Annotated in this window: 21 protein-coding genes; 8 read left to right on the forward strand and 13 right to left on the reverse strand. The window is 61.6% G+C overall.

From position 1 onward, the window contains the following. Positions 1-34: 34 nt before the first annotated feature. The 7 genes from ATH90_RS12765 to ATH90_RS12795 form a co-directional block, all read right to left on the reverse strand. Positions 35-1,204 (reverse strand): hypothetical protein, encoded by a 1,170-nt coding sequence (locus ATH90_RS12765; protein WP_098466410.1) that lies wholly within the window; start codon positions 1,202-1,204, stop codon positions 35-37. 84 nt (positions 1,205-1,288) lie between these two features. Beyond that, on the reverse strand, positions 1,289-2,929 hold the full coding sequence (locus tag ATH90_RS12770; RefSeq protein ID WP_098466411.1) for a dipeptide ABC transporter ATP-binding protein: 1,641 nt from the start codon (positions 2,927-2,929) through the stop codon (positions 1,289-1,291). 2 nt (positions 2,930-2,931) lie between these two features. After that, complete coding sequence (locus ATH90_RS12775; protein ID WP_098466412.1) at positions 2,932-3,768, reverse strand: ABC transporter permease; 837 nt, start codon at positions 3,766-3,768, stop codon at positions 2,932-2,934. Next, positions 3,765-4,718 (reverse strand): ABC transporter permease, encoded by a 954-nt coding sequence (locus ATH90_RS12780; RefSeq protein WP_098466413.1) that lies wholly within the window; start codon positions 4,716-4,718, stop codon positions 3,765-3,767. The genes ATH90_RS12775 and ATH90_RS12780 overlap by 4 nt, the downstream gene beginning before the upstream one ends. A gap of 57 nt (positions 4,719-4,775) precedes the next feature. After that, positions 4,776-6,410 (reverse strand): ABC transporter substrate-binding protein, encoded by a 1,635-nt coding sequence (locus ATH90_RS12785; RefSeq protein ID WP_098466414.1) that lies wholly within the window; start codon positions 6,408-6,410, stop codon positions 4,776-4,778. A gap of 294 nt (positions 6,411-6,704) precedes the next feature. Continuing rightward, the gene (locus ATH90_RS12790; protein WP_098466415.1) at positions 6,705-7,931 is read right to left on the reverse strand and encodes a M24 family metallopeptidase; all 1,227 of its coding nucleotides are present in this window, start codon (positions 7,929-7,931) and stop codon (positions 6,705-6,707) included. 51 nt (positions 7,932-7,982) lie between these two features. Next, positions 7,983-8,864, reverse strand: coding sequence for a HalD/BesD family halogenase (locus ATH90_RS12795; RefSeq protein ID WP_098466416.1), 882 nt, complete (start codon positions 8,862-8,864; stop codon positions 7,983-7,985). Positions 8,865-8,969: 105 nt separating this feature from the next. Between ATH90_RS12795 and ATH90_RS12800 the strand changes: the two genes are divergently transcribed. Further along, complete coding sequence (locus tag ATH90_RS12800; protein ID WP_098466417.1) at positions 8,970-9,884, forward strand: LysR family transcriptional regulator; 915 nt, start codon at positions 8,970-8,972, stop codon at positions 9,882-9,884. On the opposite strand, the gene ATH90_RS12805 is transcribed toward ATH90_RS12800, so the two are convergent. Further along, positions 9,822-11,054, reverse strand: coding sequence for an MFS transporter (locus ATH90_RS12805; RefSeq protein ID WP_098466418.1), 1,233 nt, complete (start codon positions 11,052-11,054; stop codon positions 9,822-9,824). The genes ATH90_RS12800 and ATH90_RS12805 overlap by 63 nt on opposite strands. 285 nt (positions 11,055-11,339) lie before the next feature. Between ATH90_RS12805 and ATH90_RS12810 the strand changes: the two genes are divergently transcribed. The 5 genes from ATH90_RS12810 to ATH90_RS12830 all read left to right on the forward strand — a co-directional run bounded on the left by ATH90_RS12810 (position 11,340) and on the right by ATH90_RS12830 (position 18,151). Beyond that, positions 11,340-12,269 carry a LysR substrate-binding domain-containing protein gene (locus tag ATH90_RS12810; protein WP_098466419.1) on the forward strand — a complete coding sequence of 310 codons (930 nt, stop codon included), beginning with the start codon at positions 11,340-11,342 and terminating at the stop codon, positions 12,267-12,269. Positions 12,270-12,479: 210 nt separating this feature from the next. After that, the gene (gene aldA / locus ATH90_RS12815) at positions 12,480-13,904 is read left to right on the forward strand and encodes an aldehyde dehydrogenase (protein ID WP_098466420.1); all 1,425 of its coding nucleotides are present in this window, start codon (positions 12,480-12,482) and stop codon (positions 13,902-13,904) included. A gap of 76 nt (positions 13,905-13,980) precedes the next feature. Continuing rightward, positions 13,981-15,291 carry an MFS transporter gene (locus ATH90_RS12820; RefSeq protein ID WP_098467669.1) on the forward strand — a complete coding sequence of 437 codons (1,311 nt, stop codon included), beginning with the start codon at positions 13,981-13,983 and terminating at the stop codon, positions 15,289-15,291. Between the two features lies 1 nt (position 15,292). Next, the gene (locus ATH90_RS12825) at positions 15,293-16,510 is read left to right on the forward strand and encodes a mandelate racemase/muconate lactonizing enzyme family protein (protein ID WP_098466421.1); all 1,218 of its coding nucleotides are present in this window, start codon (positions 15,293-15,295) and stop codon (positions 16,508-16,510) included. A 27-nt stretch (positions 16,511-16,537) separates the two neighbouring features. Continuing rightward, a complete protein-coding gene (locus ATH90_RS12830) occupies positions 16,538-18,151 on the forward strand; it encodes a GMC family oxidoreductase (RefSeq protein ID WP_098466422.1) in 1,614 nt (537 codons plus the stop codon). Positions 18,152-18,271: 120 nt separating this feature from the next. Here the strand turns inward: ATH90_RS12830 and ATH90_RS12835 are convergent, their stop codons facing one another. Beyond that, the gene (locus ATH90_RS12835; RefSeq protein WP_098466423.1) at positions 18,272-19,375 is read right to left on the reverse strand and encodes a DSD1 family PLP-dependent enzyme; all 1,104 of its coding nucleotides are present in this window, start codon (positions 19,373-19,375) and stop codon (positions 18,272-18,274) included. 70 nt (positions 19,376-19,445) lie between these two features. Between ATH90_RS12835 and ATH90_RS12840 the strand changes: the two genes are divergently transcribed. Continuing rightward, positions 19,446-20,072 carry a helix-turn-helix transcriptional regulator gene (locus tag ATH90_RS12840; protein ID WP_069023593.1) on the forward strand — a complete coding sequence of 209 codons (627 nt, stop codon included), beginning with the start codon at positions 19,446-19,448 and terminating at the stop codon, positions 20,070-20,072. Here ATH90_RS12840 and ATH90_RS12845 read toward each other — a convergent pair. Together ATH90_RS12845 and ATH90_RS12850 are read right to left on the reverse strand one after the other, a co-directional pair. Next, positions 20,060-20,440 (reverse strand): RidA family protein, encoded by a 381-nt coding sequence (locus tag ATH90_RS12845; RefSeq protein WP_034108879.1) that lies wholly within the window; start codon positions 20,438-20,440, stop codon positions 20,060-20,062. The two genes, ATH90_RS12840 and ATH90_RS12845, sit on opposite strands and share 13 nt — an antisense overlap. After that, entirely contained in the window at positions 20,437-21,402 is a 966-nt protein-coding gene (locus ATH90_RS12850; RefSeq protein ID WP_098466424.1) for a threo-3-hydroxy-L-aspartate ammonia-lyase, read from the reverse strand. Before ATH90_RS12850 ends, ATH90_RS12845 begins: the two co-directional genes overlap by 4 nt. A gap of 113 nt (positions 21,403-21,515) precedes the next feature. Between ATH90_RS12850 and ATH90_RS12855 the strand changes: the two genes are divergently transcribed. Next, positions 21,516-22,130: an LbetaH domain-containing protein gene (locus tag ATH90_RS12855; protein ID WP_098466425.1), complete on the forward strand. Its 615-nt coding sequence runs from the start codon at positions 21,516-21,518 to the stop codon at positions 22,128-22,130. Here the strand turns inward: ATH90_RS12855 and ATH90_RS12860 are convergent. Together ATH90_RS12860 and ATH90_RS12865 are read right to left on the reverse strand one after the other, a co-directional pair. After that, positions 22,127-23,449, reverse strand: a complete 1,323-nt coding sequence (locus tag ATH90_RS12860; RefSeq protein WP_098466426.1) for a carbohydrate porin — start codon at positions 23,447-23,449, stop codon at positions 22,127-22,129. The genes ATH90_RS12855 and ATH90_RS12860 overlap by 4 nt on opposite strands. A 187-nt stretch (positions 23,450-23,636) precedes the next feature. Continuing rightward, positions 23,637-24,407, reverse strand: a complete 771-nt coding sequence (locus ATH90_RS12865; protein WP_034108871.1) for an L-rhamnose 1-dehydrogenase Lra1 — start codon at positions 24,405-24,407, stop codon at positions 23,637-23,639. Positions 24,408-24,435: the final 28 nt, after the last annotated feature.

Here is a 24,435-nt window from a genome sequence, read left to right on the forward strand (position 1 = left end):
TTGCCTGCGATCGCGCCAGTACGGGCACTTTCTATTAGAAGTAATACCCGATGTTCATGTACAGCTGGTTTTCCCATTGATTGCTACCCCCAGCGCCCAAGCTCTGGGTATAGCTGCTGCCCCCAATGTAAGGATCGTTCTTGCCAATCAACCACTCGGTGGCGATCCACAACTTGCTGAACGAAAACGACGTGCCCAGGATCACCCGCTGCGACGTCTTGAACTCATCGGCGGATTTATCAAAGGCGCTGTAGTTGGCATACAGCTTCACACCGCTGACCTGATCCCACAGGTATTTGCCGCCTACGTCGTAGCTCAAGTCGGCCACATAAAGGTTGCCGCGACTGGCAACGTTGAAGGTGCCGTCATAGCCGCCCAGGGTTACCACTTCGTCAGTGCCGGCGTTGCGCGGTGACATCTGTTGGCGTGCCGCCTGCAATTGCAGGCCCCACGGGCCATTCTTGCCCAGGTAGTGAACGGCGACCGCGTTGCGGCGGCCATCGTTGCCGGTGTCTTTGTTTTCCAGGGTCGAGGTGAGGCCCGACAGGCCCACTTCGGACTTCCAGTCGCCCAGCTCCAGGGCCTTGGCCACGCGCAGCACAACGGTGTTGCGTTCCTGGTTGTCGCTGCCGTCGGCCACGTAGCTGTCGGCGCCGGAGACCACGCTGGAATAGGTCACGCCCTTGCTGGTGCCCTTGCCTTGCCACGCCGGTCGCAGGTAATAGCCGGCCTGGATGTTCCAGTCGCCGCTTTGTTGCACGTACTTGGCGCCGACCTGCTGCACATCTTCCAGCCCGATCACGTTGCCCAGGGTTTCGTAGAAGGTACTGCCAAAGTACGGCTGCAAGCCAAATGGCACGGTATTCAGGCCCACCTGCACTTGCTGCTCGGGGTTGAATTTGTAGCCGACCCAGGCGAACTTGGCGAACTGGATATCACCGTAGTTCTTGGTGTACTGGTAGGGGTACGAACGCCCGTAGAAGCGGTACTGCGCCTCGCCGATCCAACTGTCGGAGTTGTACTTGGCGCTGAGGAACACGGTGTCCAGGCCGAACTTCTGGATGTCGCGGTCCGGGTCGTAGTCCCAGCGCGCACGGATGGCGCCGCCGAGGTCGAGGTTGTCGGTGACCTGCACGGCCATGGCCGGGCTCGCCAAGGCGCCGAGCACGGGGATCAGGGTGAAGTAGCGCATTGTTGGTCGCATGGTTTTACTCTCGTTTTTAGTTTTTTTGGGCAACAGCAGCCCGTTGCCGCAGCGAACGCTGCGACGCGGGCGAAAGGGTTGAACTCAGTGAGCGGCGGGGCGGATCAACCGCAATGGCGGCCCGGCAGCGGGCAGTTCGGACGCGCCCGGCGCAGCGGCCAGCAGTGCCTGGGTGTAGGCATTTTGCGGACGCAGCAGCACCTGCTCGGCAGTGCCGTACTCCACCACTTCGCCCTGGCGCATCACCGCAATGTGATCGCTGATCTGCGCGGCCACGCGCAGGTCATGGGTGATGAACAGGATGCTCAGGTTCAGTTGCTTCTGCAGGCTGGCGAGCAACTCCAGCACTTGCTTCTGCACCGACACATCCAGCGCCGATACGCTCTCATCGGCAATCAGCACTTCCGGGCGCATCGCCAGCGCACGGGCAATACCGATGCGCTGGCGCTGGCCACCGGAAAACTGCCGGGGCTTGCGCTGCAAGGCGTCGCGCTTGAGGCCGACTTGCTCAAGCAAGTCGCCGGCCTCGGCCCAGGCGTCCTTGGCCGACAACCCACGCAGTTGTGCGGCGCGGGCAATGATGTCGCCGATGCGGTGGCGTGGGTTCAATGAACCGTACGGGTCCTGGAAGATCATCTGGATACGCCGCCGATTGGCCGCCAACGCGGAACCGCTGAGGGCGAGGAAGTCGGTGTCGCCAACCCACACATGTCCGCTGTCGCTGTCCACCAGGCGGATCGCCGCCTTCACCAAGGTGCTCTTGCCCGAGCCGGACTCACCAACGATTGCCAGGGTCTTGCCCCGTGGCAGGTTCAGCGACACATTGCGCAACGCCGCTACCGAGCTGCCGCCGACGGTGTAGGTCTTGGTCAAGTGCTCGATGCGCAAGGCCATTTCGCCATCCACGCTTGGCGCATGCAGTTCCGGGTGCAGTGCTGGTACCGCGGCGATGAGTTTGCGGGTGTAGGCATGGGCCGGCGCATTCAACACCTGGTCACGCTCGCCGATCTCCACCAGGCGTCCGCCTTCCATCACTGCAATACGGTCGGCAATCTGGGCCACCACGCCAAAGTCGTGAGTGATGAAGAGGATGCCGTGCTGGCCGCGTCCGCGCAGGTCACGCACCAGCTTCAGCACCTGGGCCTGGGTGGTCACGTCGAGGGCGGTGGTGGGCTCGTCGGCAATCAGCAAGTCCGGGTTCATCGCCAAGGCCATGGCGATCACCACTCGTTGGCACTGGCCGCCGGACAGTTGATGGGGAAAGCTGTTGGCGATGCGTGGCGGGTCTGGCAGTTGGGTGGACTCCAGCAACGCGAGCATGCGTTCACGGCGTTCGGTAGCGGACATCTGCGGGGCGTGGATGTCGAAGATTTCCTCGACTTGTTTGCCAATCCGAATTGCCGGGTTCAGCGCCGCCATGGGCTCCTGGAAGATCATCGCGATGCGGTTGCCACGCAGGGCGCGCAAGCGGGCGTCGTTCAGGGTGCAGATATCATCGCCAAGGAAGTCGATCACCCCCCCGGCATGCCGCAGGCCTTTGGCGTAGTCGCCCATGATCGCCGCCGACAGCACGGATTTGCCCGAGCCCGACTCGCCGATCACACACAGGATTTCACCCTTGCGCACGTCCAGGCTGATGCCCTGAACGGCGTGGCTGCGGTCGGCGCCCTTAGGCAGTTCGACCGAGAGGTTATCGACCCGTAATACCGTTTGATGGCTGCTCATGCTCAACTCCTTGCGCCTTGCTGCGCGTGTTCATCCAGACCGTCCGCCAGCAGGCTCAAGCCCAGCATCAGGGTGGAGATGGCAATGCATGGGAAAATCACCAGGTGCGGGAAGGCGATGGCCATGGCGCGGCCATCGTTGATCATGCCGCCCCAGTCCGGGGTGGGCGGTGGCAGGCCCAGGCCGAGGAAGCCCAGTGCACCGATCATGATCGCGGTGTAGCCGATACGCAGGCAGAAATCGACGATCAGCGGCCCGCCGCAGTTGGGCAGGATCTCCACCAGCATGATGCGTAGCGAGCCTTCGCCCTGGGTAATGGCGCTGAGCACGTAGTCGCGGGAGCGAATATCGATGGTCAACGCGCGCATGATGCGAAAGATCGCCGGGGCGCTGGTGAAGGTCACCGCGATCAGGATGTTCAGCGCCGACGCACCCAGGGCGATGATGATCACGATGTACAGCACCAGCACCGGGAACGACAGCACGGTGTCGGCTACATAGGACAGCACCGCATCGACCCAGCCGTTGAAGTATCCGGCGCACAGGCCCATGGCGATGCCTACTGCGAACGCGGTGAGGGTGGCGAGGATCGACCAGAACAGCACGGTGCGCGTGCCCCAGATCAGGCGCGAAAGGATGTCGCGGCCGATCATGTCGGTACCGAGCAGAAAGCTGGCGCCGTCATCGCCTGCGGTCATGGGCGACAGCAGCGGGGTGAAGCTTTCCAGCGGATCATGGGGCGCCAGCCAGGGCGCACAGAGGGCGACCAGCACCCAACCGCCGACCAGCAGCAAGCCAAGCAGGGCCAGGGGATGCTTGAAGGATGTGAGCAGGTTCATTGGCGACCTCCGCCGAGACTGCGCAAGGTAATGCGCGGGTTGAGCCAGGTGTAGGCCAGGTCCGAGAAGATCTTGCTGATGCCCACCACCACGCCGCTGATCATCGCGCACGCTTCGATCAGGTAGACGTCGTGGTTCAGTGACGCGGTGTAGAGCAGCGAGCCGAAGCCCTTGTAGGCGAAAAACACCTCCACCACGATCACGTTCGATAGCAGCCACGGGATGTACAGCATGATCACCGTGACCGGTGCGATCAGTACATTACGCAGCGCATGGCGCAATACGATGCGCGTGGTCGAGGCCCCCTTGAGCCGTGCGGTGCGGATGTACGGGGCCTGCATCACTTCGACCATCGAGGCGCGGGTAATGCGCGCCAGGTAGCCGATGCCGAACAGGCACAGCACCATCAGCGGCAGCACCAGCTCCACAACGCTGAAACCGTCGCTCATGCTGCTGACACCAGGCAGCCAGTTAAGCCAGAACACAAAGATCGCCGAGACGAACACTGCACTGGCGAAGTCCGGAATCGAGGTGGTGACAATCGACAGGAACGACACCAGCCGGTCGATCGGCGAGCCCTGGCGAATCCCCGCGAGGACGCCCAGGGTCAGTGCTACCGGGACCATCACCAGCAAGGCCAGGCCGGCCAGGGTCAGGGTTTGCCACAGGTTGGGCAGCAACAGGTTGAGCACCGGTTCACGGAAGTACACCGAGGTGCCCCAGTCGCCGGTCACAAAATCCTTGAGCCATACCAGGTAGCGCCACACGAACGGTTGGTTGTAGCCGTGTTCCAGCAGCCACGCCGCTCGCTGATCAGCGGCGGAGTAGGGGCCGAGGACGTTGATTGCCACGTCCTCGATGTTCAGTTCCAGGGCCAGGAACACAATCAGCGACACCGACAGCAAGGTCGCCACCAGCATCAGCAGTTTTCGCAATAGAAAATGAGCCATCAGGGGCATGCTCCGACAGGGAAAGGGTGTCGCGCTTCAGCGTCTTGATTCAGACGCTCAGGCGCTCAGCCAGACATTGCCCATGGGGTAGAAGTCGGAAGGGTGCACCTGGAAGCCCTGCACCTTTTTGCTCACGGCGGTGAACTTGTCGCCCCAGAACGGCTGCACGATCACGCACGCGTCCTGCAGGATCTGCTCGACGTTTTGCATGGCCACGGCGCGCTGCTTCGGATCGATGATGCCCATGGCCTTGTCCAGTGCGGCATCGAAGGCCGGGTCGCTGTAGTGGCTTTCGTTCCAGGCGCCGCCGCCGCGATAGGCCAGTTCCAAGGACATCACCCCGAGCGGGCGATGGGCCCAGTAGGTCAGGCTGAACGCGGCCTTGTCCCAGATCGGCCAGTATTGCGCGGCGGGGATGACTTTGAGGTTGATACGGATGCCCGCTTCCAGGCAGTTTTGCTGCAGGATCTGCGCGCAGTCCTGCTCATAGCGCCCCTGTGTGTTGCCGACGATCAAGTCGATGTCCAGGCCGTTGGCAAAGCCGGCTTCGGCCAAGAGTTTTTTCGCTGTTGCCACATCGCGCCCGCGCTTGGGCAGCGGAAAGTATTCGGGGTGGGAGGGGGCCACGTGGTGGTCTTCACCCAGCGTGCCCATGCCACGATAGGCGACCTTGAGCATCTGTTCGTTGTCGGCGCAGAGCACCACGGCTTTGCGCACCCGCACATCGGTAAACGGCTTCTGGTCGCAGGCCATGCGCATCACCACGGTCTGCGCGGATTTGCAGGTGAGCAACTGTGCACCGGGCAGGCGTTTGGCCAGGTCCAGTTCGGCCACGGTCACGCGGTACAGCACGTCAACCTGTCCGGCTTGCAGGGCGGCGAGGTGGGTCGACACGTCGGTGCCCATGTCGATGTAGCGCAGTTCGTCGAGGTTGGCCGGTTTGCCCCAGTAATCGGCGCGCTTGGCGAACGTGGCCTGCTTGTTCACTGCAAACGACACCAGCTTGAACGGACCGGTGGCCAGCGGGTTCTTGGCCCAGTCATCCCCAGCCTTGAAGCTGCGGTGCACGATGGCGCAGGTGAAGGCGTTGAGCATCTCCGGGATCGCCAGGATCGGCCGCTTGAGGTGGAGGCGGAACTGGTGGTCGCTGACTTTCTCGAAGGCCTTGATGTCCTGGAAGGCGGTGCGGTTGACTGATTTCGAATCGGCGGCGATCCAACGCTGGATATTGTGCTGCACGTCGTCGACGTTGAAGCTGTCGCCGTTGCTCCACTTTACGTCCTGGCGCAGGTTGAAGGTCCAGGTGGTGAGGTCGTCGGACGGGCTCCAGCTTTCGGCGAGGTACGGGTGGGTGATGTTATCCGCGTCGACCCAAGTCAGGTATTCCAGCGAGTTGCGCAGCAGGTTCGAGGCTTCGATCCAGGTGATCAGCATCGGGTCCTGGATTTCCTGGATGGCGCAGGCGAAGCGCAGGCTGCCACCTTGGCGGGCAGGTGTGCCGTCGGCAGCCTGGGCGTCGCTGCCCAGCAAGGCTGAGCCAATAAAACTGCTGGCGCTGGCTGCGGTAATGCCCAGCAGGGCGGCGGTGCGCAGGAATTGGCGGCGGTTGATCTCGCCGCTGATAACGTGGGCACACAGGTCGTTTACGGCGGGATGCGGCTGGGCGCCGTCCAGGGTAGTCAACTCTTTCATAAGCCTCTCCGGTACTTGCGAATATGCGTTTTTGTTGAACCGCAAAGGGTCAGTGGCAAGCGCCGGCAAGGCGCAGCACGGACCGCTGTGAAACCGGCAGACGAACAAGGCACAACGAAGTCAGGAGGCGGGCAATGGGATAGGACATAGGGCAGCTCTCATGTTGTTTTTATTAGAGATGCCCGCAGTTTTGTCATTTGCGCAAAGATCGACAAACGACAAATTTTGCGCAGTAACCTTCTATAAATGCATGTTACAGGTCGTTCCCAAGGCCGCCTTCGGTGTTAGACGCCTTCAGCGTGGCAACAGGCGTGGGTCGAAGGGGTAATCGGAGAGCAACTCGATGCCGTGTTCGTGGATGTAGATCTGTTCTTCGAGCTTCACGCCTTCGCCGCCGTCGTCGTGGCCGATGTAGCTTTCCACGCAGATGGTCATGCCGGCCTCGAACACGCCGTCATAGCCCAGCGCGTCAATGTCTTCGCGGTGCACCACATAAGGGTATTCGCCGGTCATGCCAACGCCATGCACCAAAGCGAAGTAGCGGTTGTTTTTGTAATGTTCGGGAATCTTCCAGGCCATCTCGGCGTATTCCTTGAAGCTGCGCCCGGCCTTGAGCATTTGCACATTGGTCTGCACCTGCTCATAGGCAAGTTTGTACAGCTCTTGCTGCTTGGCGGTGGCGGCCTGGTCGCCGCACAGGAAGGTGCGCGAAAAGTCGGCGTAATAACCGAAGCGCCCGACCACATCCGTGTCCAGGGCCACCAGGTCGCCGGCCTCGATCGGCCGCGTGCTGCATTCCTGGAACCACGGGTTGGTGCGCGGGCCGGAGGAGAGCAGGCGGGTCTCGACGTAGTCGCCGTCGGTGGCGATCACATGCTGGTGCAGGTGCGACCACAATTGGTTTTCGGTAATGCCGGGGATGAGTTTGCTTTCCATCAGGCGCACCCCGGCCTCGGTGGCCCGCAGGCTGGCGCGGATCATCTTGAGCTCGTTGGGCACCTTGATGCAGCGCGCGCGCTCCAGCGGTTCCTGGGCATCGAATACCTGGTAGCCGAGCTTTTGCAATTCAAACGCTGCCGCCGAAGTGGCGCTCTCAATGGCGATACGTTTGCCCCCACCGCATTTGCGTACCAGTTCATCGATCTCGGCAGCCCAGTCGGCGGTGACATTACCCAGGAAGCTTTCGCAGAAGTAATAGGAGATTGCTTTGGCCGGGCGCACTTCATCCACAGTGTTAAGGGGCTCGGCCAGGTGCAGGCAGCCGCCGAACTCGAAGATCACCACCGGGCCTTCTGCGGGGATAAAGGCGTACCGCGCCGGGTTGCGCGCTGAATACACCTGCATATTGCGCGAGCCGGTGGCGTAGCGCATGTGGGTGGGGTCGAACAGCACACAGGCGGCGTAGTCGCGTTTCTTCAGCTCGTTGCGCACCCGTTGCAGACGGTCCAGCTGGATTTGCTGAATCTCGTCATCGGTGGGTTCGCAGTCGGCAGGATTTCGGTTCGGGCCGGACAGACTCATGGGGTGTTCCTCGCAGGGCAAATACGGTGTTTGAGAGTTGGGCGGTGTGAATCAGTCGAGCAACTGGTCGCTGCGAACCAGGTTGCGCTCGGCTTGCAGATGGGCTTCGGACAGGCGCCCGTAAAGCTGCTTGGTGCGTTGCGCACGGCCGATGATTCCGGGCTTTTCCGAGTAGGCAAAGATGGCCGTGTTGCGCTCGGTAGCACCTTCCACGCGGGTGACCCGATGCACCGAGAAGCGGCCCTTGAAGATTTGCAGGTCACCGGGGTTGAGATCCAGTTCCTGCACCCGTGAGCGGTCTTCGCCGCGCACCACTTTGCCCACTGCGCCGAGGTTTTCCTGGTTGCGCGAGCGGATCATCGGTGCGTACTCGAACAGGCCGCCCGCTTCGGGCTTCTGGGTCATCATGCTGACGATGAATTCGTTGGTGTCGAAGTGCCAAGGCTGCTCGGTGCCCGCGGGCATTACGTTGATCACCAGCCCGGCAAACGGGTCGGCGTATTCGAAAATCTCGGGTTCATCGAGGCAGGCGCCGATAAAGCGTTTCATCATCGGTGAGACGTATAGACGGTGGATGATTGCGTCGGGAGCGATCATGTCGCGGGTCACAAAGCCGCTGGTGCGCTCCATGAATGTGCGGCGCGGGTCATCCTGGGGCAGGCTGGCGTCGTCTTCGGTGAAATAGGCGTTGACCTTGCGCACCGAATAAAACGTCTTGCCCGACAACGCCTGGCCTTCCTGTCGCGCTTGTTCCAGTGCTGCCGGGCGCAGAAAGTTCTTCAACAGGCAGCAACCGTCCTCGGCCAGTTCGGCACGGGCATGTTCTATCAGTGCCTGTAATTGAACATGGCCCGAATCATGTATGGGGTACAGCTCGGTATTAATGATGTCGCTGATATCACCGGTTTCGGCATCGGCAAGTTTAAGACTCATACACGGCTCCTGAAGTCGGTTGTGGTGTTGAATCGATAGTTGCGTAAAGCAACGTGAAGTGGAAATTACAAGTTGTGATCGAATCCATCGGCAAGGGCGATAGTGATGTCAGGCGAACTGGATGGCGGCTTACTTAAAGTGTTTGTGGCAATTATCGAGTGCCAGGGGTTTTCGGCCGCTGCCGAGCGCTTGCACAAAACCCAGTCCACCGTCAGCCAGAGTTTGCAGCGGCTTGAGGAGGTTGTTGGTACGCCACTGATTCACCGCACCAGCCGCTCCATTGGCTTGACCCCAAGTGGCGAGACCTTCCTGATTTATGCCCGGCAGATTCTCAAACTGCACCACGAGGCCGTCAGTGCCGCGCAACTGCCCAATGAGCAGGTGTGCATCCACGTGGGTATGCCCGAGGACTACGCCGACTACTGCCTGGGCGGGATACTCAAGGATTTCCAGGCGCAGTTTGCTCAGGTCCGCCCGGACATCTGCTGTGAGATGTCAACTGCGCTGGTCAGCCGTTTGCACCGCGGCGAGTTGGACCTTGTGCTGGGCGTAGAGCATGTCGGCCTGCAATCTGGGGAATACCTGTGTGACGAGCCGCTGGTGTGGGTGGCGGCGCCGAGTTGGAGTTGCGTGGGGCGCCAGTCGGTGCCGCTGGCGGTGTACGCCGAGGGCTGTGCATTCCGCGCCAATGCCGTGCAGGCGCTGGCCCAGGCCGGGCGCTCATGGCAGGTGGTGTACACCAGCCAGAGCCCGCGGGGAATCGCAGTGGCAATTGAGCAGGGCTTATCGGTCGGGGTGATGGCGCGACGCTTGGTGCCGGCCGGCTGGCAGATCCTGGATGAGCGCCAGGGTTTTCCACCGATTGCGCCAGCGCGCCTGATGTTTTGGCGATCCGCTGGTTGCCAGGTGCCGGAGGTCGAGGCACTGGTGGAGATTTTGCAGCGCCAGCTGGGGCGCTCAGGGTATTTGGACCGGCAACGCCTCCAAGGCGTGTCGACGAGCCATGCGCTTGAGCAGTAACAGACTGGCGAACACCCAGCCGGCGATCCAGGCATGCACCCCGGCAAATTCGCCGCTGACCTGCAGCAACCAGCCACACACCCCATTGGCCGTGGCGCTGGCCAGGCCATAGCTGACCATGCTCAGGCTCACCACTTGCAGGCTTGCCACCGCGCTGAGGCGTGCGCTGAGGTAGGCCGCCATCAAGCCCCACGACGGAAAATAGAACACCGCGAATAACCCGGCGGCCAGCCAGCTCAGGAGCAGGCTGGGGTGGGCCAGCAGGCCGAGCATGGCCAGTCCGAATGCGCCGATGCTCAGCGCCAGCACCCGCAGCGCGCCCCAGCGATCTGCCAGCGTGCCCAATAGCAGCCCGCCGATGGCGCCGCCAATGCCGATCAGTGTCCATATCGAGCCCGTCATCGCCACCCCGGCGTGCAGTCGATCGCTGACAAATGCCGACAAAAAGTTGAGAAAAGGCCCACTGATCGCGCCGATAAAGCCGCTGAGCAAGACCATCTGCAACGCCACCGGTTGTTCCAGGCACAGGCGCAGCCATTGCCTCAATACCTGGTTGAATGTGGGCGGCTGGGTAGCGCGGGGCGTCTGCTCGGCGTGCGGGGCCAAGGCCCACAGGGTCAGCAGCGCGACCAGCAACGTCAGGCCTGCGCAGATCAACCAGAACTGGCGCAACGACAAGCCCTGCAGCAACGCAATCAACAGCCCATTCAAGCAGATTGCAAAGGCGGCGCCCGATGAGGACAACCCCAACACGCGACTGCGGTGGCTGGGTGGGATGACCTCGCGCGCCAGTGCGGCAATCGCATTCCAGTTCGACACCGCGCATGCCGACACCAGTGCCAGGCACAGGGCAAACGGCATTACCCAAGGGGTGGCAACGGCCAGCGCCAGCAGGGCCGGGCTCAAGACGATGGTCAAGCGCACCATGTTGCGTGGGCTGACCCATGCCGCAGCAATACCGCTCGCCATCGAGGCGCCCATATAAAACAGCTGCAGCAGCGCCGCAATCAGCGCTGCCTGGCTGTAACTGAGTTCAAACGCCTGGCGAATCTGCGGTAATAGCGCGGAATACAGGAACATACTGAAACCGTGAGTCGTGGCATTGCAGGCCGTAAAGACAAGTGCCAAAAGGCCAATATTTCGCCGCGATAAGACAGGTGTGTTCGACATGGTTCTGGCCTAATTTAATTGCGGCGAAACGCAGGAGTTAGTTGTCGCGAAGACTAACTTTTGTGGGGCGCCAGCGACCAATGCTTAATTGTCTTAGTGTGCATGCGTAATACGCGTGCTATTTATTCGTGAGCGACGCAACCCGGCAAAAAACGACGTGCCCAGCCACGGCGGTGTCTTGTGTTCCGTTGCAGAGGGCGCTACCCCTGGCCTAATACAAAAAGGTATGTTGATGGGGAAATTGGTTGCCTAATCTTCCTTCTCCGCCGCTGTCGAGTGCCCACCATGAAACGCAAAATGCCCGGTCTCAATGCCCTCAAAGCCTTCGAAGTCGCCGGCAGCACCGGCAGCTTCACCCGGGCTGCGGAGCTTCTGAACGTGACCCAGAGTGCGGTCAGCCGCCAGGTCCGGCAGTTGGAAGAGCAACTGGGCGAGAACTTGCTGGAACGGCGCCACCACCATCTGGAACTGACCAGCGCCGGCCGCGTATTACTGCGTGCGCTGCACCAATCGTTCGACAAGATCGAGCTGACGGTGCGCAGCATCCAGCAGAAAACCCACTCCAACCGCCTGCACATCAATGCACCGCCGACCTTTACCAGCCGCTGGTTGATGCCGCGCCTGGGGCGCCTGCGCGAGGCTCATCCCGAACTGGAGCTGAGCATTACCACATGCTTGCAGGACAGCCTGGCGCAGACCAGTACGCTGGATTGCGCCATTCGGTTTGGCAATGGAGAGTGGGATGGGTTGGACAGTTCGCTGTTGATTCAGGAGCGGCACATTGCGGTATGTGCACCGTCGCTGTATGCCCGCGAATGCAGTGATGGCGTGGACCTGAATCGCATGACCTTGCTGCATGTGTTGGCCAGTGAGGATCAGCGTTACCTCACGTGGAAGCATTGGCTGGATGCGGCGCGGATCCACGGTGTGGATACCCAGGGCGGGTATGAGTTCGACTTGCTGGACCTGGCGATCCGGGCAGCCACCGACGGACTGGGGATTACCATTGCCGACTGGCATATGGTAGCCGCGGAGTTGGCCTCCGGGCAGTTGACCCAGGTGCTCAATGTGCACGTGGAGGGGCATCAGTCTTATTGGCTGGTGACTCGACCGGAGCAGACGGATATGCCTCAGCTGCAGGTATTTGGGCGCTGGTTGCAGGAGGAGATCTGGTTGGCCCAGCGGCAGTTGGAGCCCTCGACTGCTGCGGGTTGAGTGGGGTTGTGATGGTGTGCATGTCCGTTATTTGAGTAATGGCCGCCTGGGGTTCCGCTATCCCCCAAATAACGGATGTGTCCCCACCCCCCCTAACACCACTAACCTGCATTTTTCTCACGTTAGCCCACCCAATAAGTCGTTTGCACACCCCCCAAGCAAATACAAAACTGCATGTCACTCGCAAAACAACAACGTTGGGCAAACCACATGCAACTCGAGCGAAATTTCTACAACGGCCAATTCGTCGAACCCGCCAGCGACGCACTGATCGCCGTCTACAACCCTGCCACCGAAACCCTCGTCGGCCACGTCAGCGCTGCCACGGCCGACGAAGCCATCGCCGCCGTCGACGCTGCTGCCATCGCCCAGAAGACCTGGGGCAAACTCACCAGTATCGAACGCGCCGAACACCTGCGGGCTTTCGCCGATGCCCTGGACACTCAGGCCGAAGCCATCGGCGCCGCCCTGGCCAGCGAATCTGGCAAGAGCCACAGCGACGCGAGCAACGAAGCGCGCTACGCCGCACAAATCACCCGCTACCACGCCGAATGGGCGAGGCGTATCGAAGGCGAAATTATTCCCAGCGATACCCCGGACGAAAACCTGTTCCTGCAACGCGAGCCGATCGGTGTCGTGGCCTGCCTGATCCCGTTCAACTACCCGGTCTACACCCTCCTGCGCAAGATCGCCCCGGCGTTGATTGCCGGTAACACCGTGGTGGTGCGGCCGAGCAACAACACGCCGCTGTCGGCGTTTGAAATCGCCAAGGCCGTGGTCAAGGCCGGTATTCCGGCCGGTGTGATCAATATCCTCACCATGGACCACGCCACCGCCGCCAGCGTCTGTACCCACAAGGCCGTCGGCCTGATCACCCTCACCGGTAGCGTGAACGCCGGGCGCATCGTGCTCGATTACTGCAAGGCCAATATCGCCAAGCCATCCCTGGAACTGGGTGGCAAGACCCCGGCGATCATCGAGGCCGATGCCGACCTGGAAAAAGCCGCCAGCGCCATTATTGCCTCCAAGACCACCCACTGCGGTCAGCTGTGCACGGCGGTGGAGCGTGTGTATGTGCATGAAAGCGTCTACGAACAATTCCTCGCGCTGCTGAAAGCGAAGATCAGCGCGGTGAAATTCGGTGACCGGGCCAAAGACGAAAGCCTGATGGGCCCGCTGGTCAACGCCAGTTCGCAAAAGAATGTCCACGCCATGGTCGAGCGCGCCGTGGCCGCCGGTGCTGTACTGGAGACAGGCGGTGTGCTGCCCGAAGGCCCGGGCCATTTCTACCCGCCGACCCTGCTCAGCGGCTGCCGCCAGGACATGGAAATCATCCAGGAAGAAATCTTCGGCCCGGTGCTGCCGGTGCTCAAGTACCGCGACATCGATGATGCGCTGGCCATGGCCAACGACCACCAGTTCGGCCTGTCGTCGGTGCTCTACACCGAGAATTACCGCACGGCGATGAAGGTGGCGAATGCCATCGAGGCCGGCGAGTTGTACGTCAATCGCACTCCGGCGGACCCTTACCAGGGTTTCCACGCGGGCTGGAAGCGCTCGGGGCTGGGCGGCGACGACGGTAAGCACGGGATGCTTGAGTTCACCCAGACCCGCCTGGTGGTCATGAAGTACTGATCCACGAATACCCGCAGCACCTTTAATAAAAACAATTATTGGGGCACCCACGCATCGGGTGCCTGAGGTTCGAATGATGTCCAAGCCTGCCCCCGTTGCCCAGGTTTCCGTTGCCGTGCCCGCTGCCAACAGCGACACCGCCAGTCGCTACTTCCAATTGATGTTGCTGGTGCTCGCAGCAGGGGCGATCTATCCGATCCTCTACCTGCGCCAGGTCTACCAGACCACCATGCTCGAGGTGTTCCACATCAACCACAGCGAGTTGGGCTACCTGTACTCCATGCTGGGTACGGTCTTCCTGCTCAGTTACCTGCCCAGCGGTTGGCTGGCGGACCGTTTGCCTCCGCGTTTCCTGATCTTCTTTTCGCTGGTCGCCACCGGAGCGCTGGGCCTGTGGTATTCCACCGTACCGTCGATGACCGGCCTGATGATCATCTTCGGTTGCTGGGGCCTGACTACCGGCCTGACGTTCTGGGCTTCGGTGCTCAAGCGCGTGAAAATGATCGCTCACCACAGCGAGCAAGGCCGGTTCTTTGGCATCCTCGATGGCGGCCGCGGACTGGTCGAAGCCTTGCTGGCGACCGTCGCCCTGGGCCTGTTCGCCTATGCCACCGAGACACGCAGCCAATCGGCGGCCGAAGGCTTCAAGCACGTGGTGTACCTGTATTCTTTCGTGTGTATCGCCATTGGCTGCATCCTGGTGCTACTCAAGGATCCCAAATCCATGGCCGAGACTGCGGCGGTGGAGAAGGGCAAGTTCAACCTGATTGCCGACCTGACCACTCTGGTGAAAATCCCCGAGCTGTGGCTGGTGACCGCTATCGTGTTCTGCGGTTATCACATGTTCTGGGCCACCTACAGTTTCTCCGACTACTTGCAAGGCAGCGGCATGACCGCCGTGATGGCCGGCACCATCACCACCATCAAGCTGTGGATGCGCCCCATCGGCGGCATCGGTGGCGGCTGGCTGGGGGACAAGTTCTCGAACATCTCGGTACTGATCGTTGCCCTGGCCCTGGTGACCCTGGCCATGGCCGGGCTGATCGTGTTCCCGGCACTCAACAGCCTGGGCCTGCTGATCGGCACCGTGATCTTCATCGGCCTGATGACCTACGCGATCCGTGGCCTGTACTGGGCGATCCTCGACAGCTGTGACATTCCGCTGCGTATCACCGGCCTGGCCATCGGCATTGTCTCGGTGGTGGGGTACCTGCCCGACACCTTTATCCCGCTGATCAATGGCTATCTGACCGAGACCTACCCAGGCAAGGCCGGCTACAACCTGTATTTCGGCTACATCGCCTTCATCGGCGTGCTCGGCACCCTTGCGGCCTTGACCCTGCGCGCCCGAATCAATCGTAAAAAATTCAACCAGACAGGTGCCTGAGATGAAAATCGTCGCCCTTGAAACCCATATCGTTGCCGTCCCGCCGCCGCACATCGGTGGCATGTACTGGCTGTTCGTCAAACTCAAGACCGACTGCGGCATCGAAGGCGTCGGCGAGATCTACGCGGCCACCTTTGGTCCCAAGGCCATGCTGCCGATCATCGAGGACGTGTTCGAGCGCTACCTGCTCAACCATGACCCGCACCATATCGAGCGTTTCTTCCGCCAGGCGTATTCGAGCGGTTTCACCCAGCGCCCGGACCTGACCATGATGGGCGTGGTCAGTGGCCTGGAAATGGCCTGCTGGGACATCATTGGCAAGGCCGCCAACAAGCCGGTCTACGAGTTGCTGGGCGGCAAGGTCAACGAGCGCCTGCGCTCCTACACCTACCTGTACCCGGTCAATAGCAAAGGCGAGTACGACTACGACGACCCGGACCTGGCCGCCGAATGCGCCATCGAGAACATGAACAAAGGCTTCACCGCCTTGAAGTTCGACCCGGCAGGCCCTTACACCGCGTACTCCGGCCACCAGATTTCGCTGGAAGTGTTGGAACGCTGCGAGACGTTCTGCCGCAAGATCCGCGAAGCGGTGGGCGACAAGTGCGACCTGCTGTTCGGCACCCATGGGCAGATGGTGCCGTCATCGGCGATCCGCCTGGCCAAGCGCCTGGAGAAATACGATCCGCTGTGGTTCGAAGAGCCGGTGCCGCCCGGGCAGGAAGACGCCATGGCCCAGGTCGCAGCCAAGACCAGTATTCCGATTGCCACCGGCGAGCGCCTGACCACCAAGTACGAATTCTTCAAACTGCTGCAGGCGGGTGCAGCGTCGATCCTGCAGATGAACGTGGCGCGCTGCGGCGGGCTGCTGGAGGCGAAGAAAATCGCGAGCATGGCCGAGGCCTACTACGCGCAAATTGCACCGCACCTCTACAACGGGCCGATTGGCGCAGCGGCCAGTTTCCAGTTGGCCACTTGCACACCGAACTTCCTGATCCAGGAAAGCATCATGACCTGGGGCGGTTTCCATGCCGAAGTGCTGACCAAGCCGCTGCAATGGGAGGACGGCTACATCATCCCGTCCACCGAGCCGGGCCTGGGCGTGGAGCTGAACATGGACGTGGTGCGCAAGCACACGCCATACACCGGTGAGCGCCTGCACCTGCAGATGGCGCCGACCCCGGCCGACGTGAAAGACACTTCGCCCGCCAAGGGCTAAAAAAAACGACTGATGCGGTAACCGTGAATGACATATGACTACATCATCGCCGGCGCTGGCGCCGCAGGTTGCATCCTCGCCAACCGGTTGTCCGCCTCGGGCGAACACTCCGTGTTGCTGTTGGAAGCCGGTGGCAAGGACAGTTCCTGGTGGTTCAAGATCCCGGTCGGTTTCGCCAAGATGTATTACAACCCGACCTTCAACTGGATGTACTACAGCCAGCCGCAAAAGCAACTGGCTGGCCGTGAAATCTACGCGCCACGCGGCAAAGTGCAGGGCGGCTCGGGCTCGATCAACGCGATGATCTACGTGCGTGGCCAGGCCCATGACTTCAATGACTGGGCCGCCAACGGCAACGACGGCTGGGGATTCAAGGACGTGCTGCCGTACTTCCGCAAGCTGGAAAACCACCCGCTGGGCGACACCGAGTACCACGGCGGCAGCGGCCCCATCAGCATCACGCCGATGAAGGGCCAGACCCACCCGATCTGCGACGTGTTCCTCAAGGGCTGCGAACAGTTGGGCTATGCCCACAGCGACGACTTCAACGGACCGAACTTCGAGGGAGCGGGGCTGTATGACGTCAACACTCGCAATGGCGAACGCTGTTCCAGCAGCTTTGCGCACCTGCACCCGGCACTGGGGCGCCCGAACCTGACCGTGGAGCTGCATGCCCTGGTGGACCGCGTGCTGTTTGACGACCAGCAGCGCGCTACCGGTATCGCCGTTACCCAGCACGGCGTGGCGCGCACCTTCAGCGCGCGCAAGGAAGTGATCCTGTGCGCCGGCGCGGTGGACACGCCGAAGATCCTGCAACTGTCCGGGGTGGCCGACCAGGGACTCTTGGCAGAGCACAATATCCCGCTGGTCAAGCACCTGCCGGCCGTGGGTGAAAACCTCCAGGACCACCTGTGCGCCAGTTACTACTACAAGGCCAATATCCCGACGCTGAACGATGAGCTCAGTTCGCTGTTCGGCCAATTGAAACTCGGCCTCAAGTACCTGTTGACCCGCAAGGGCGCACTGGCGATGAGCGTCAACCAGGCCGGTGGTTTCTTTCGCGGCAGCGATGAACAGAAGGACCCGAACCTGCAGTTGTACTTCAACCCGCTGTCGTACCAGATCCCGAAAAACAACAAGGCCAGCCTAAAGCCCGAGCCGTATTCCGGTTTCTTGCTGTGCTTCAACCCGTGCCGGCCGACCAGCCGCGGCACCATCCGTATCGCCTCGAAAAACCCACGGGACGCGGCCTTAATCGACCCCAACTACTTGAGCACCCAGAAGGACATCGACGAGGTGATCCAGGGCAGCCGGTTGATGCGCAAGATCATGCAGGCACCGGCGCTCAAGAGCATCACGGTCGATGAGGTGTTGCCCGGCAAGGCGGTGCAAACCGATGAGCAGATGCTGCAATATTTCCGCGAAAACAGCGGCTCGATCTACCACCTGTGCGGCTCCTGCGCTATGGGCTCGGACCCGCAGGTCTCGGTGGTGGATAAGCGCCTGAAGGTGCATGGGCTGGAGGGGTTGCGCATCGTCGATGCGTCGATCTTCCCGAACGTGACCTCCGGCAATACCCACGCGGCGGTGTTGATGGTGGCGGAGAAGGGCGCCGACTTGATCCTCGAAGACGCCTGCTGAACCTGTAGGTGCGCGGCTGGCCGGCGAAAAACTCAAGGCCGCCGCGTTTGTCCTCGTTTGTCCTGGTTCCCGCGTCATTGTTGGCGACCATCGCCGGCAAGCCGGGGTCCTACCGGTGCGTTACCAGCCGCGCAGGCGCCCCCATACCTGTAGCTCGCCATTCTCCAGTACAGCGTTATAACTGCCGAATTGGGTTCCGGTGGCGCAGGCGTGGTTCGGCAGGATGCGCAGCCGAGTACCCAAGGGGAATTGCGCGACCACATCCACATCCACGCCCTGGACGTGCACCACGCCATGCTCCTGATTAGCGGCGCTCAACAGCAACCCGTCGATCGGCGTACCGCGCTCATCACAGACCTGGCCGTAGCCAAAGTCCTTTTTCTGCGATTGCGTGCCGCGATCCCGGCTCATGGCCATCCAGCCGGCATCCGTGATGATCCAGCCTTTTTCCGCCTGATGGCCGATCACCGTGGTCAGTACGCTCAAGGCCAGTTCATCGGTGCGGCATACGCCGATGTTGTGCATCACCAGGTCGAAGAACGCGTAGACCCCGGCGCGCAGTTCGGTCACACCCTCCAGGTTGACGGCCGAGAGTGCGGTCGGGGTAGACCCGACGCTGACCTGGGCACAGGGCAGGCCGGCGGCACGAATCCGCGCGGCCGCCTCGACGCAACGGGCGCGTTCCTGTTCGGCGATGGCTTGCAGGGCTTCAGGCGTATCCAGGCCGTAGCTTTCACCCGCGTGGGTTAGCACGCCGGTGAGGGTGTCGCCGAGCAGTCGGGCGATGTCCAGCAGCAAAGGGTCGTGCGGCTTGACCCCTGAGCGGTGGCCGTCGCAATCGATCTCGATCATCACTGCAAAGGTTTCGTCGTGCTGGTGGCCAAAATCGATAATCGCCTGGGCACCGGCCAAGCTGTCGGTGATCAACGTCAAGCCGCAGCCCCGGCGACGCAGCGTCAGGGCCTGGGGCAGTTTGTGCGGGGCCATGGCCACCGCGTAGAGGATGTCGTGGATGCCCAGTGCGAAAAAATACTCGGCCTCTTTCAACGTCGACACCGTGATGCCGCTGGCGCCCGCTGCGATTTGTGCGGCCACCACTTCGGCGCACTTGTGGGTTTTGACATGGGGGCGCAACTGCACGCCCAGGGCGTTGGCGCGTTGCTGCATGCGCTGGATATTGCGCTGCATTTTCACGCTGTCGATCAAGGCGGCAGGGGTCTCCATGGTGCGGGCTCCACAATGAGGGGCAGGGTGTAAATTGACGCCCTGTCCAGGACTGGATATGTTGTCTTGCATGAAAAACATCTCTCCCAATGACACTCACCTGATCAGCCAGCTCGAACAGATCGCCGAAGGCTTGAGCAAGACCTTCAGCCCGTTCTGCGAAGTGGTGCTGCACGACTTGCGCGACCCGCAGCACTCGATCCTGGCGATCCATAACAACCTGTCCGGACGCGCGCCGGGCGACCCGACCACCGAGCTGGGCCTTGCGCGCATTGCCGACCCCGAGTACCCGCAAGTCATCGCCAATTACCAGAACCAGTTCAGCGACGGCCGCCAGGTCAAGAGTACGTCGATCGGCATCAAGGGCGCCGGCGGCGAGTACGTTGCGGCGTTGTGCATGAATGTCGATCTCTCGTTGTTCCGTGGCTTGCAGGGCATGCTCGAGCAATTCGGCTCGGTCAGTGGCGACAAGCTCATCGAGTCCCTGGACCCGTCGGGCGCCGACGTCATCCGCGCGCGTATCGACCAGTTCGCTGCACGCCTGGCGACGACCCCGCGCGCACTGAAAGCCGCGGACCGGCGTGTGCTCATGCAGGAGTTGAAAGACTCCGGCTGCCTGGATATTCGCCGGGCCATGGAAACCGTGGCCTCGCACCTGGGTGTCTCGCGCGCGGCGGTCTACACCTACGCCAAGTAACGCGCTATCGCTTCAATCTCGACGAGATAGCCGTGATGCAATTCGGGCACCGGCACCACTGCGCGGGCGGGGCGGTGCTCACCCAGTGCGGCGGCATAGACCCTGTCGAATGCGGGCCAGTGCTCAACGCCGGCCACATACACGGTGACCTTCACCAGATCCGCCGGCGTTCCACCGGCGGCGTTCAGGATTTCCAATAGATTGTTCAAGGCGATCCGAGCCTGCTCGGCAAATGTCGCCGACAGGTTATGCCGACCCTCCGGGCTGACCGGCAATTGCCCGGAGATATACAGCGTGTCGCCGTGGGCGATAGCCTGGGCGTAATGCCCGGCAGGCGGGGAAGCCGTGGAAGTGTGGATGCTGTTCATGAGGCCTCACTGAGCAGGGCCGCGTACGTCTCGATATCGACATTGCCGCCGGTGACGATAAGGCCTACCCGCTGGCCCTTGAAACGGCCTGCGTCGTTGAGCAAGGCCGCCAGGCCCAGGCAGCCAGTGGGCTCGACCACCATTTTCATGCGCTGCATGAAGAACTTCATCGCCCGTACCAACTCGGCATCCGACACGGTGAGGATGTCGTTGACGTTGTCACGGATGATGGGAAAGGTGTAATTGCCCAGGTGCTGGGTCTGGGCGCCGTCGGCAATGGTCTTCGGCGTGTCGATATGCACGATGCTGCCGCTGCGAAACGAGCGCTGGCCGTCATTGCCGGCTTCCGGTTCCACGCCATACAGCAGGCAATCTGGCGACAAGGCACGAGTCGACAGTGCTGTACCCGAGAGCATGCCACCGCCGCCAAGGCCAACGAACAAGGCGTCCAGCGGCCCCGTGGACTCCAGCAGTTCCTTGGCAGCCGTGCCTTGCCCGGCGAGGATGTGCGGATGGTCGTAGGGCGGGATCAGGGTCAGGCCGTGTTCAGTGGCCAGGTTGCGGCCGATCTGCTCGCGGTCTTCAGTGAAGCGGTCGTACAGCACTACGCTGGCGCCATATTCACGGGTGGCGGCGACCTTGGCGGCCGGTGCATCGGTGGGCATCACGATGGTCGCCGGGATGCCCAGCAGTTGCGCCGCCAGGGCAATGCCCTGGGCGTGGTTGCCGGATGAAAACGCCACCACGCCGGCTTTGCGCTGCCGTGGGTCAAACTGCGACAGGGCATTGAACGCGCCGCGAAACTTGAACGAGCCGGTGCGTTGCAGGTGTTCACACTTGATGAATACCTGCGCACCGGTCAGCGCGTCGAGGGTGCGCGAGGTGAACACCGGCGTCGCGTGCGCAACGCCTTCCAGGCGTTGCGCGGCGTCGATGACGTCTTGGTAAGTGGGCGATGGCATGGGTGGACCTCGTTGTCTTGTTCTGGATAAAATATCCATAAAAAGACAAATAGTAAAGTTTCGTGTGTCCATGCTAGCGTTTCGAACTTCTCCGACCGTTAGAGGATTCGACGTTGATTCGACTCACCGACTACATCGCCCAGTTCTCCCGATCCACCCTTGCGCCTTGGGCAGACCTTACACCCTGGGCACTGGCAACCCAGGCGCCTGCGGTCGTTCGCCAGTTGTTGGCCAGACTCCCGGCCGACGAGTACATCATCCAGGATGAAATCGCCATCCACCGTACCGCCATCGTCGAGGCTGGCGCTTTGCTCAAGCCGCCCGTGATCATCGGCGCCCACTGCTTTATCGCCAGTGGTTCACTGCTACGTGGCGGGTGCTGGCTGGATGAGCATTGCATCATCGGCCCCGGTGCCGAGTTGAAGACCTCGTTCATGTTCAGTGGCAGCAAGCTGGCGCACTTCAATTTTGTCGGCGATTCGGTATTGGGGCATGGGGTTAACCTGGAGGCGGGGAGCATCGTTGCCAACTACCGCAACGAGCGCGATGACAAGGACGTGCTGGTGCGGGTTGACGGGACCTTGCAGCGCACGGGTTGCGACAAGTTTGGCGCGTTGCTCGGTGACCAGTGCCGCATCGGCGCCAATGCGGTATTGGCGCCGGGTGCAGTGCTCAAGCCTGCCAGCGTGGTGGGACGCGGGCAGGTATTGGATGACGAGCAAGACTAGAAGTCGGCAATGAACTGCACGCCGCCGACCACCGCGCCGTTGGTTTGCGTGAGCCCACCGGGGTATTTCACATATTGCAGGTTGGGCCGCACCATCAGCCACTTCGTGGCTTGCACGCCGTAGTTGATCTCGTAACTGTATTCGCGACGCTGCTCGGGCACGTACAGCGGGTCGTCGATTGCACTCACGCCATTGGCCGTGTTGAGCAGTTGCGTATTGCGGGTGTAGCGGTCACTGACCTGCAGTTTCGACGCGCCGATGCCAAAGGTGTCATCCGGGCGTGAATCGAACGGGCCACGGTAGATCAGGCCAACCTGGATCAGGTTTTTGATCACGCTCTTGTCCGGGTCATTCATCGTCAGGTTGGCGAATACAGTGAGGCCACGCTTGCTGTTGCCATCGACGGTAGTCAATTGCTGTTGGCCCGACAGCCACCAGCCGTCGTTGCTGGAGTACATCCGATACGGCTTTTGCGAGCTGGCGGCATAGTTGCCGTCGGCGTCCTTGAGCATGTCCTTGGTATCGGCGTTGGTGTAGTAGTACCCGGCGTGGTACTCGGCATTCAGCCCGGCAACCTGGCTCTTCCAAATGGCCTCGATGGGGAAGCTGGTGCCTTGGGAGCCACTGATAAACGGTTTGAAACCATTGCTGGCCTCGGCGTTGCCGGGGTTCTTGTCGTAGGCACCGACCTGCACCGCGAGCTCTTCGGTGAACTGGTACTTGGCGCGCACCGCCCACTGGCTGATGGGGAAGCTGTTCCACACGCCGTTCCAGTTGCCTTCCTGGGAGCCACACAGGGTCACGTTCTGGAATTCGCAGGGGAACTGGTCGAAGTCTTCGCCGTGGCCGAAGCGGCCGAGTTTGAGTGCGAATTTGCGTTCGAAGAATTTTTGCTCGTACCAGAACTGCGAAAGTCGCCAGGCATTGCCGCCGCCGAACACTTCCATGGTGGAGGTCAGGCCGGTGGCGTCAGGCTGGTGTACGCGGTCGTTGGTGATGTCCTTGCCATGACGCTCGCCGATACCGATGCGAAAGGTCGCGTCCTGCCAACCCATAAGCTTTTGCAGGTCCATGTTCACGCCGAGGATCAACTGATCGCTCCAGCGCGCGGTAGTGTGCGAGTCGTAGCCACCGCCGAGGTTGGAGCCGACTTCGCCGACATATTTGAGCGTGAAGTCATACCCTTGCTCGGCAAGTTGCGGGCGCAGGCCGTTCCAATCGCCGAGCATGGCAGGTGAGGCAGGGTCGAGCAGGCCGGCGCTGAGGGCGCAGGTGGACATGGCGCTGCAGAACAGGGCCAGGGGGAGGGTAGTGCGCATGGGAGGTTCCTTGGATTGTTGTTTTTATGGGGTGCAGCGCAAAACTCAGGCACACAGGAGCCCCCTGTGGGAGCGGGCTTGCTCGCGAACGCGGTGGTTCAGGCATGAGTCGGTTGACTGACGCCCTGCATTCGCGAGCAGGCCCGCTCCCACGTTGGCACTGTGGTGTTTGTGTGGGCGGGGGTTGTTACTGCAGGTTAACGAACAACCCGCCATCCACCAGCAACGACGCGCCGGTGACATAACGCGCCATGTCCGAGGCGAGGAATACGATTGGCCCGGCCACATCGTCCGGTTCGCCCAGGCGCCCCAGCGGCGTGCGCGAGGTCATGTAGGCGAGCTTTTCCTCGTCGGCCAGGTCGTCCTTGTTGATGTCGGTGGCGATGGTGCCCGGCAGTACCGAGTTGCAACGAATGCCGTAAGGCCCCAGGGCAATGGCGCAGGATTGCATCAACGAATGCAGCCCGGCCTTGGTCGGCGTGTAGTGGGTTTGCATGCCGCCGCCCACCAGCGCACTGATGGAGCTGACGGCGATGATCGCGCCGCCACGCCCCTGGTTCTTCATCTGGTTGGCGGCCGCCTGTACGGCGAAGTAGGCGCCGTTCAGGTTGGTGTTGACGGTTTTCAGGTAGACCTCGCGAGGCATGTCGAGGAACGAGTGGAACGGGCAGATGCCGGCATTATTGACGAACACATCCACGCTGCCGAAGGCCTTCACGGCTCCCGCCACCAGTTTGTCGCCCGTGTCCGGGTCGGCCGCGTCGCCACCGACTTCAATGGCCTGGCCGCCGAAGGCCTTGATCTCTTCGATCAACGAGTACGCGGCCTCGGTACCCTGGCCGCTGCCACTGTGGCCGATCACCACGCGGGCGCCCTGGCGCGCGCATTCACGAGCGGCGGCGCGGCCGATGCCACGGGAGGCACCGGTGATGATCACGGTTTTGTCTGCAAGCAACATAAAGACTCTCCTTCAGAAAATAAGCGGC

Source organism: Pseudomonas lurida (assembly GCF_002563895.1).
GTDB classification, from domain to species: domain Bacteria; phylum Pseudomonadota; class Gammaproteobacteria; order Pseudomonadales; family Pseudomonadaceae; genus Aquipseudomonas; species Aquipseudomonas lurida.

What these genes read in the sequence shown, in the direction of transcription:
- ATH90_RS12765 (WP_098466410.1), bottom strand. Translation starts at nt 1,204, where the DNA reads ATGCGACCAACAATGCGCTACTTCACCCTGATCCCCGTGCTCGGCGCC.
- ATH90_RS12770 (WP_098466411.1), bottom strand. Translation starts at nt 2,929, where the DNA reads ATGAGCAGCCATCAAACGGTATTACGGGTCGATAACCTCTCGGTCGAA.
- ATH90_RS12775 (WP_098466412.1), bottom strand. Translation starts at nt 3,768, where the DNA reads ATGAACCTGCTCACATCCTTCAAGCATCCCCTGGCCCTGCTTGGCTTG.
- ATH90_RS12780 (WP_098466413.1), bottom strand. Translation starts at nt 4,718, where the DNA reads ATGGCTCATTTTCTATTGCGAAAACTGCTGATGCTGGTGGCGACCTTG.
- ATH90_RS12785 (WP_098466414.1), bottom strand. Translation starts at nt 6,410, where the DNA reads ATGAAAGAGTTGACTACCCTGGACGGCGCCCAGCCGCATCCCGCCGTA.
- ATH90_RS12790 (WP_098466415.1), bottom strand. Translation starts at nt 7,931, where the DNA reads ATGAGTCTGTCCGGCCCGAACCGAAATCCTGCCGACTGCGAACCCACC.
- ATH90_RS12795 (WP_098466416.1), bottom strand. Translation starts at nt 8,864, where the DNA reads ATGAGTCTTAAACTTGCCGATGCCGAAACCGGTGATATCAGCGACATC.
- ATH90_RS12800 (WP_098466417.1), top strand. Translation starts at nt 8,970, where the DNA reads ATGTCAGGCGAACTGGATGGCGGCTTACTTAAAGTGTTTGTGGCAATT.
- ATH90_RS12805 (WP_098466418.1), bottom strand. Translation starts at nt 11,054, where the DNA reads ATGTCGAACACACCTGTCTTATCGCGGCGAAATATTGGCCTTTTGGCA.
- ATH90_RS12810 (WP_098466419.1), top strand. Translation starts at nt 11,340, where the DNA reads ATGAAACGCAAAATGCCCGGTCTCAATGCCCTCAAAGCCTTCGAAGTC.
- aldA (WP_098466420.1), top strand. Translation starts at nt 12,480, where the DNA reads ATGCAACTCGAGCGAAATTTCTACAACGGCCAATTCGTCGAACCCGCC.
- ATH90_RS12820 (WP_098467669.1), top strand. Translation starts at nt 13,981, where the DNA reads ATGTCCAAGCCTGCCCCCGTTGCCCAGGTTTCCGTTGCCGTGCCCGCT.
- ATH90_RS12825 (WP_098466421.1), top strand. Translation starts at nt 15,293, where the DNA reads ATGAAAATCGTCGCCCTTGAAACCCATATCGTTGCCGTCCCGCCGCCG.
- ATH90_RS12830 (WP_098466422.1), top strand. Translation starts at nt 16,538, where the DNA reads ATGACATATGACTACATCATCGCCGGCGCTGGCGCCGCAGGTTGCATC.
- ATH90_RS12835 (WP_098466423.1), bottom strand. Translation starts at nt 19,375, where the DNA reads ATGGAGACCCCTGCCGCCTTGATCGACAGCGTGAAAATGCAGCGCAAT.
- ATH90_RS12840 (WP_069023593.1), top strand. Translation starts at nt 19,446, where the DNA reads ATGAAAAACATCTCTCCCAATGACACTCACCTGATCAGCCAGCTCGAA.
- ATH90_RS12845 (WP_034108879.1), bottom strand. Translation starts at nt 20,440, where the DNA reads ATGAACAGCATCCACACTTCCACGGCTTCCCCGCCTGCCGGGCATTAC.
- ATH90_RS12850 (WP_098466424.1), bottom strand. Translation starts at nt 21,402, where the DNA reads ATGCCATCGCCCACTTACCAAGACGTCATCGACGCCGCGCAACGCCTG.
- ATH90_RS12860 (WP_098466426.1), bottom strand. Translation starts at nt 23,449, where the DNA reads ATGCGCACTACCCTCCCCCTGGCCCTGTTCTGCAGCGCCATGTCCACC.
- ATH90_RS12865 (WP_034108871.1), bottom strand. Translation starts at nt 24,407, where the DNA reads ATGTTGCTTGCAGACAAAACCGTGATCATCACCGGTGCCTCCCGTGGC.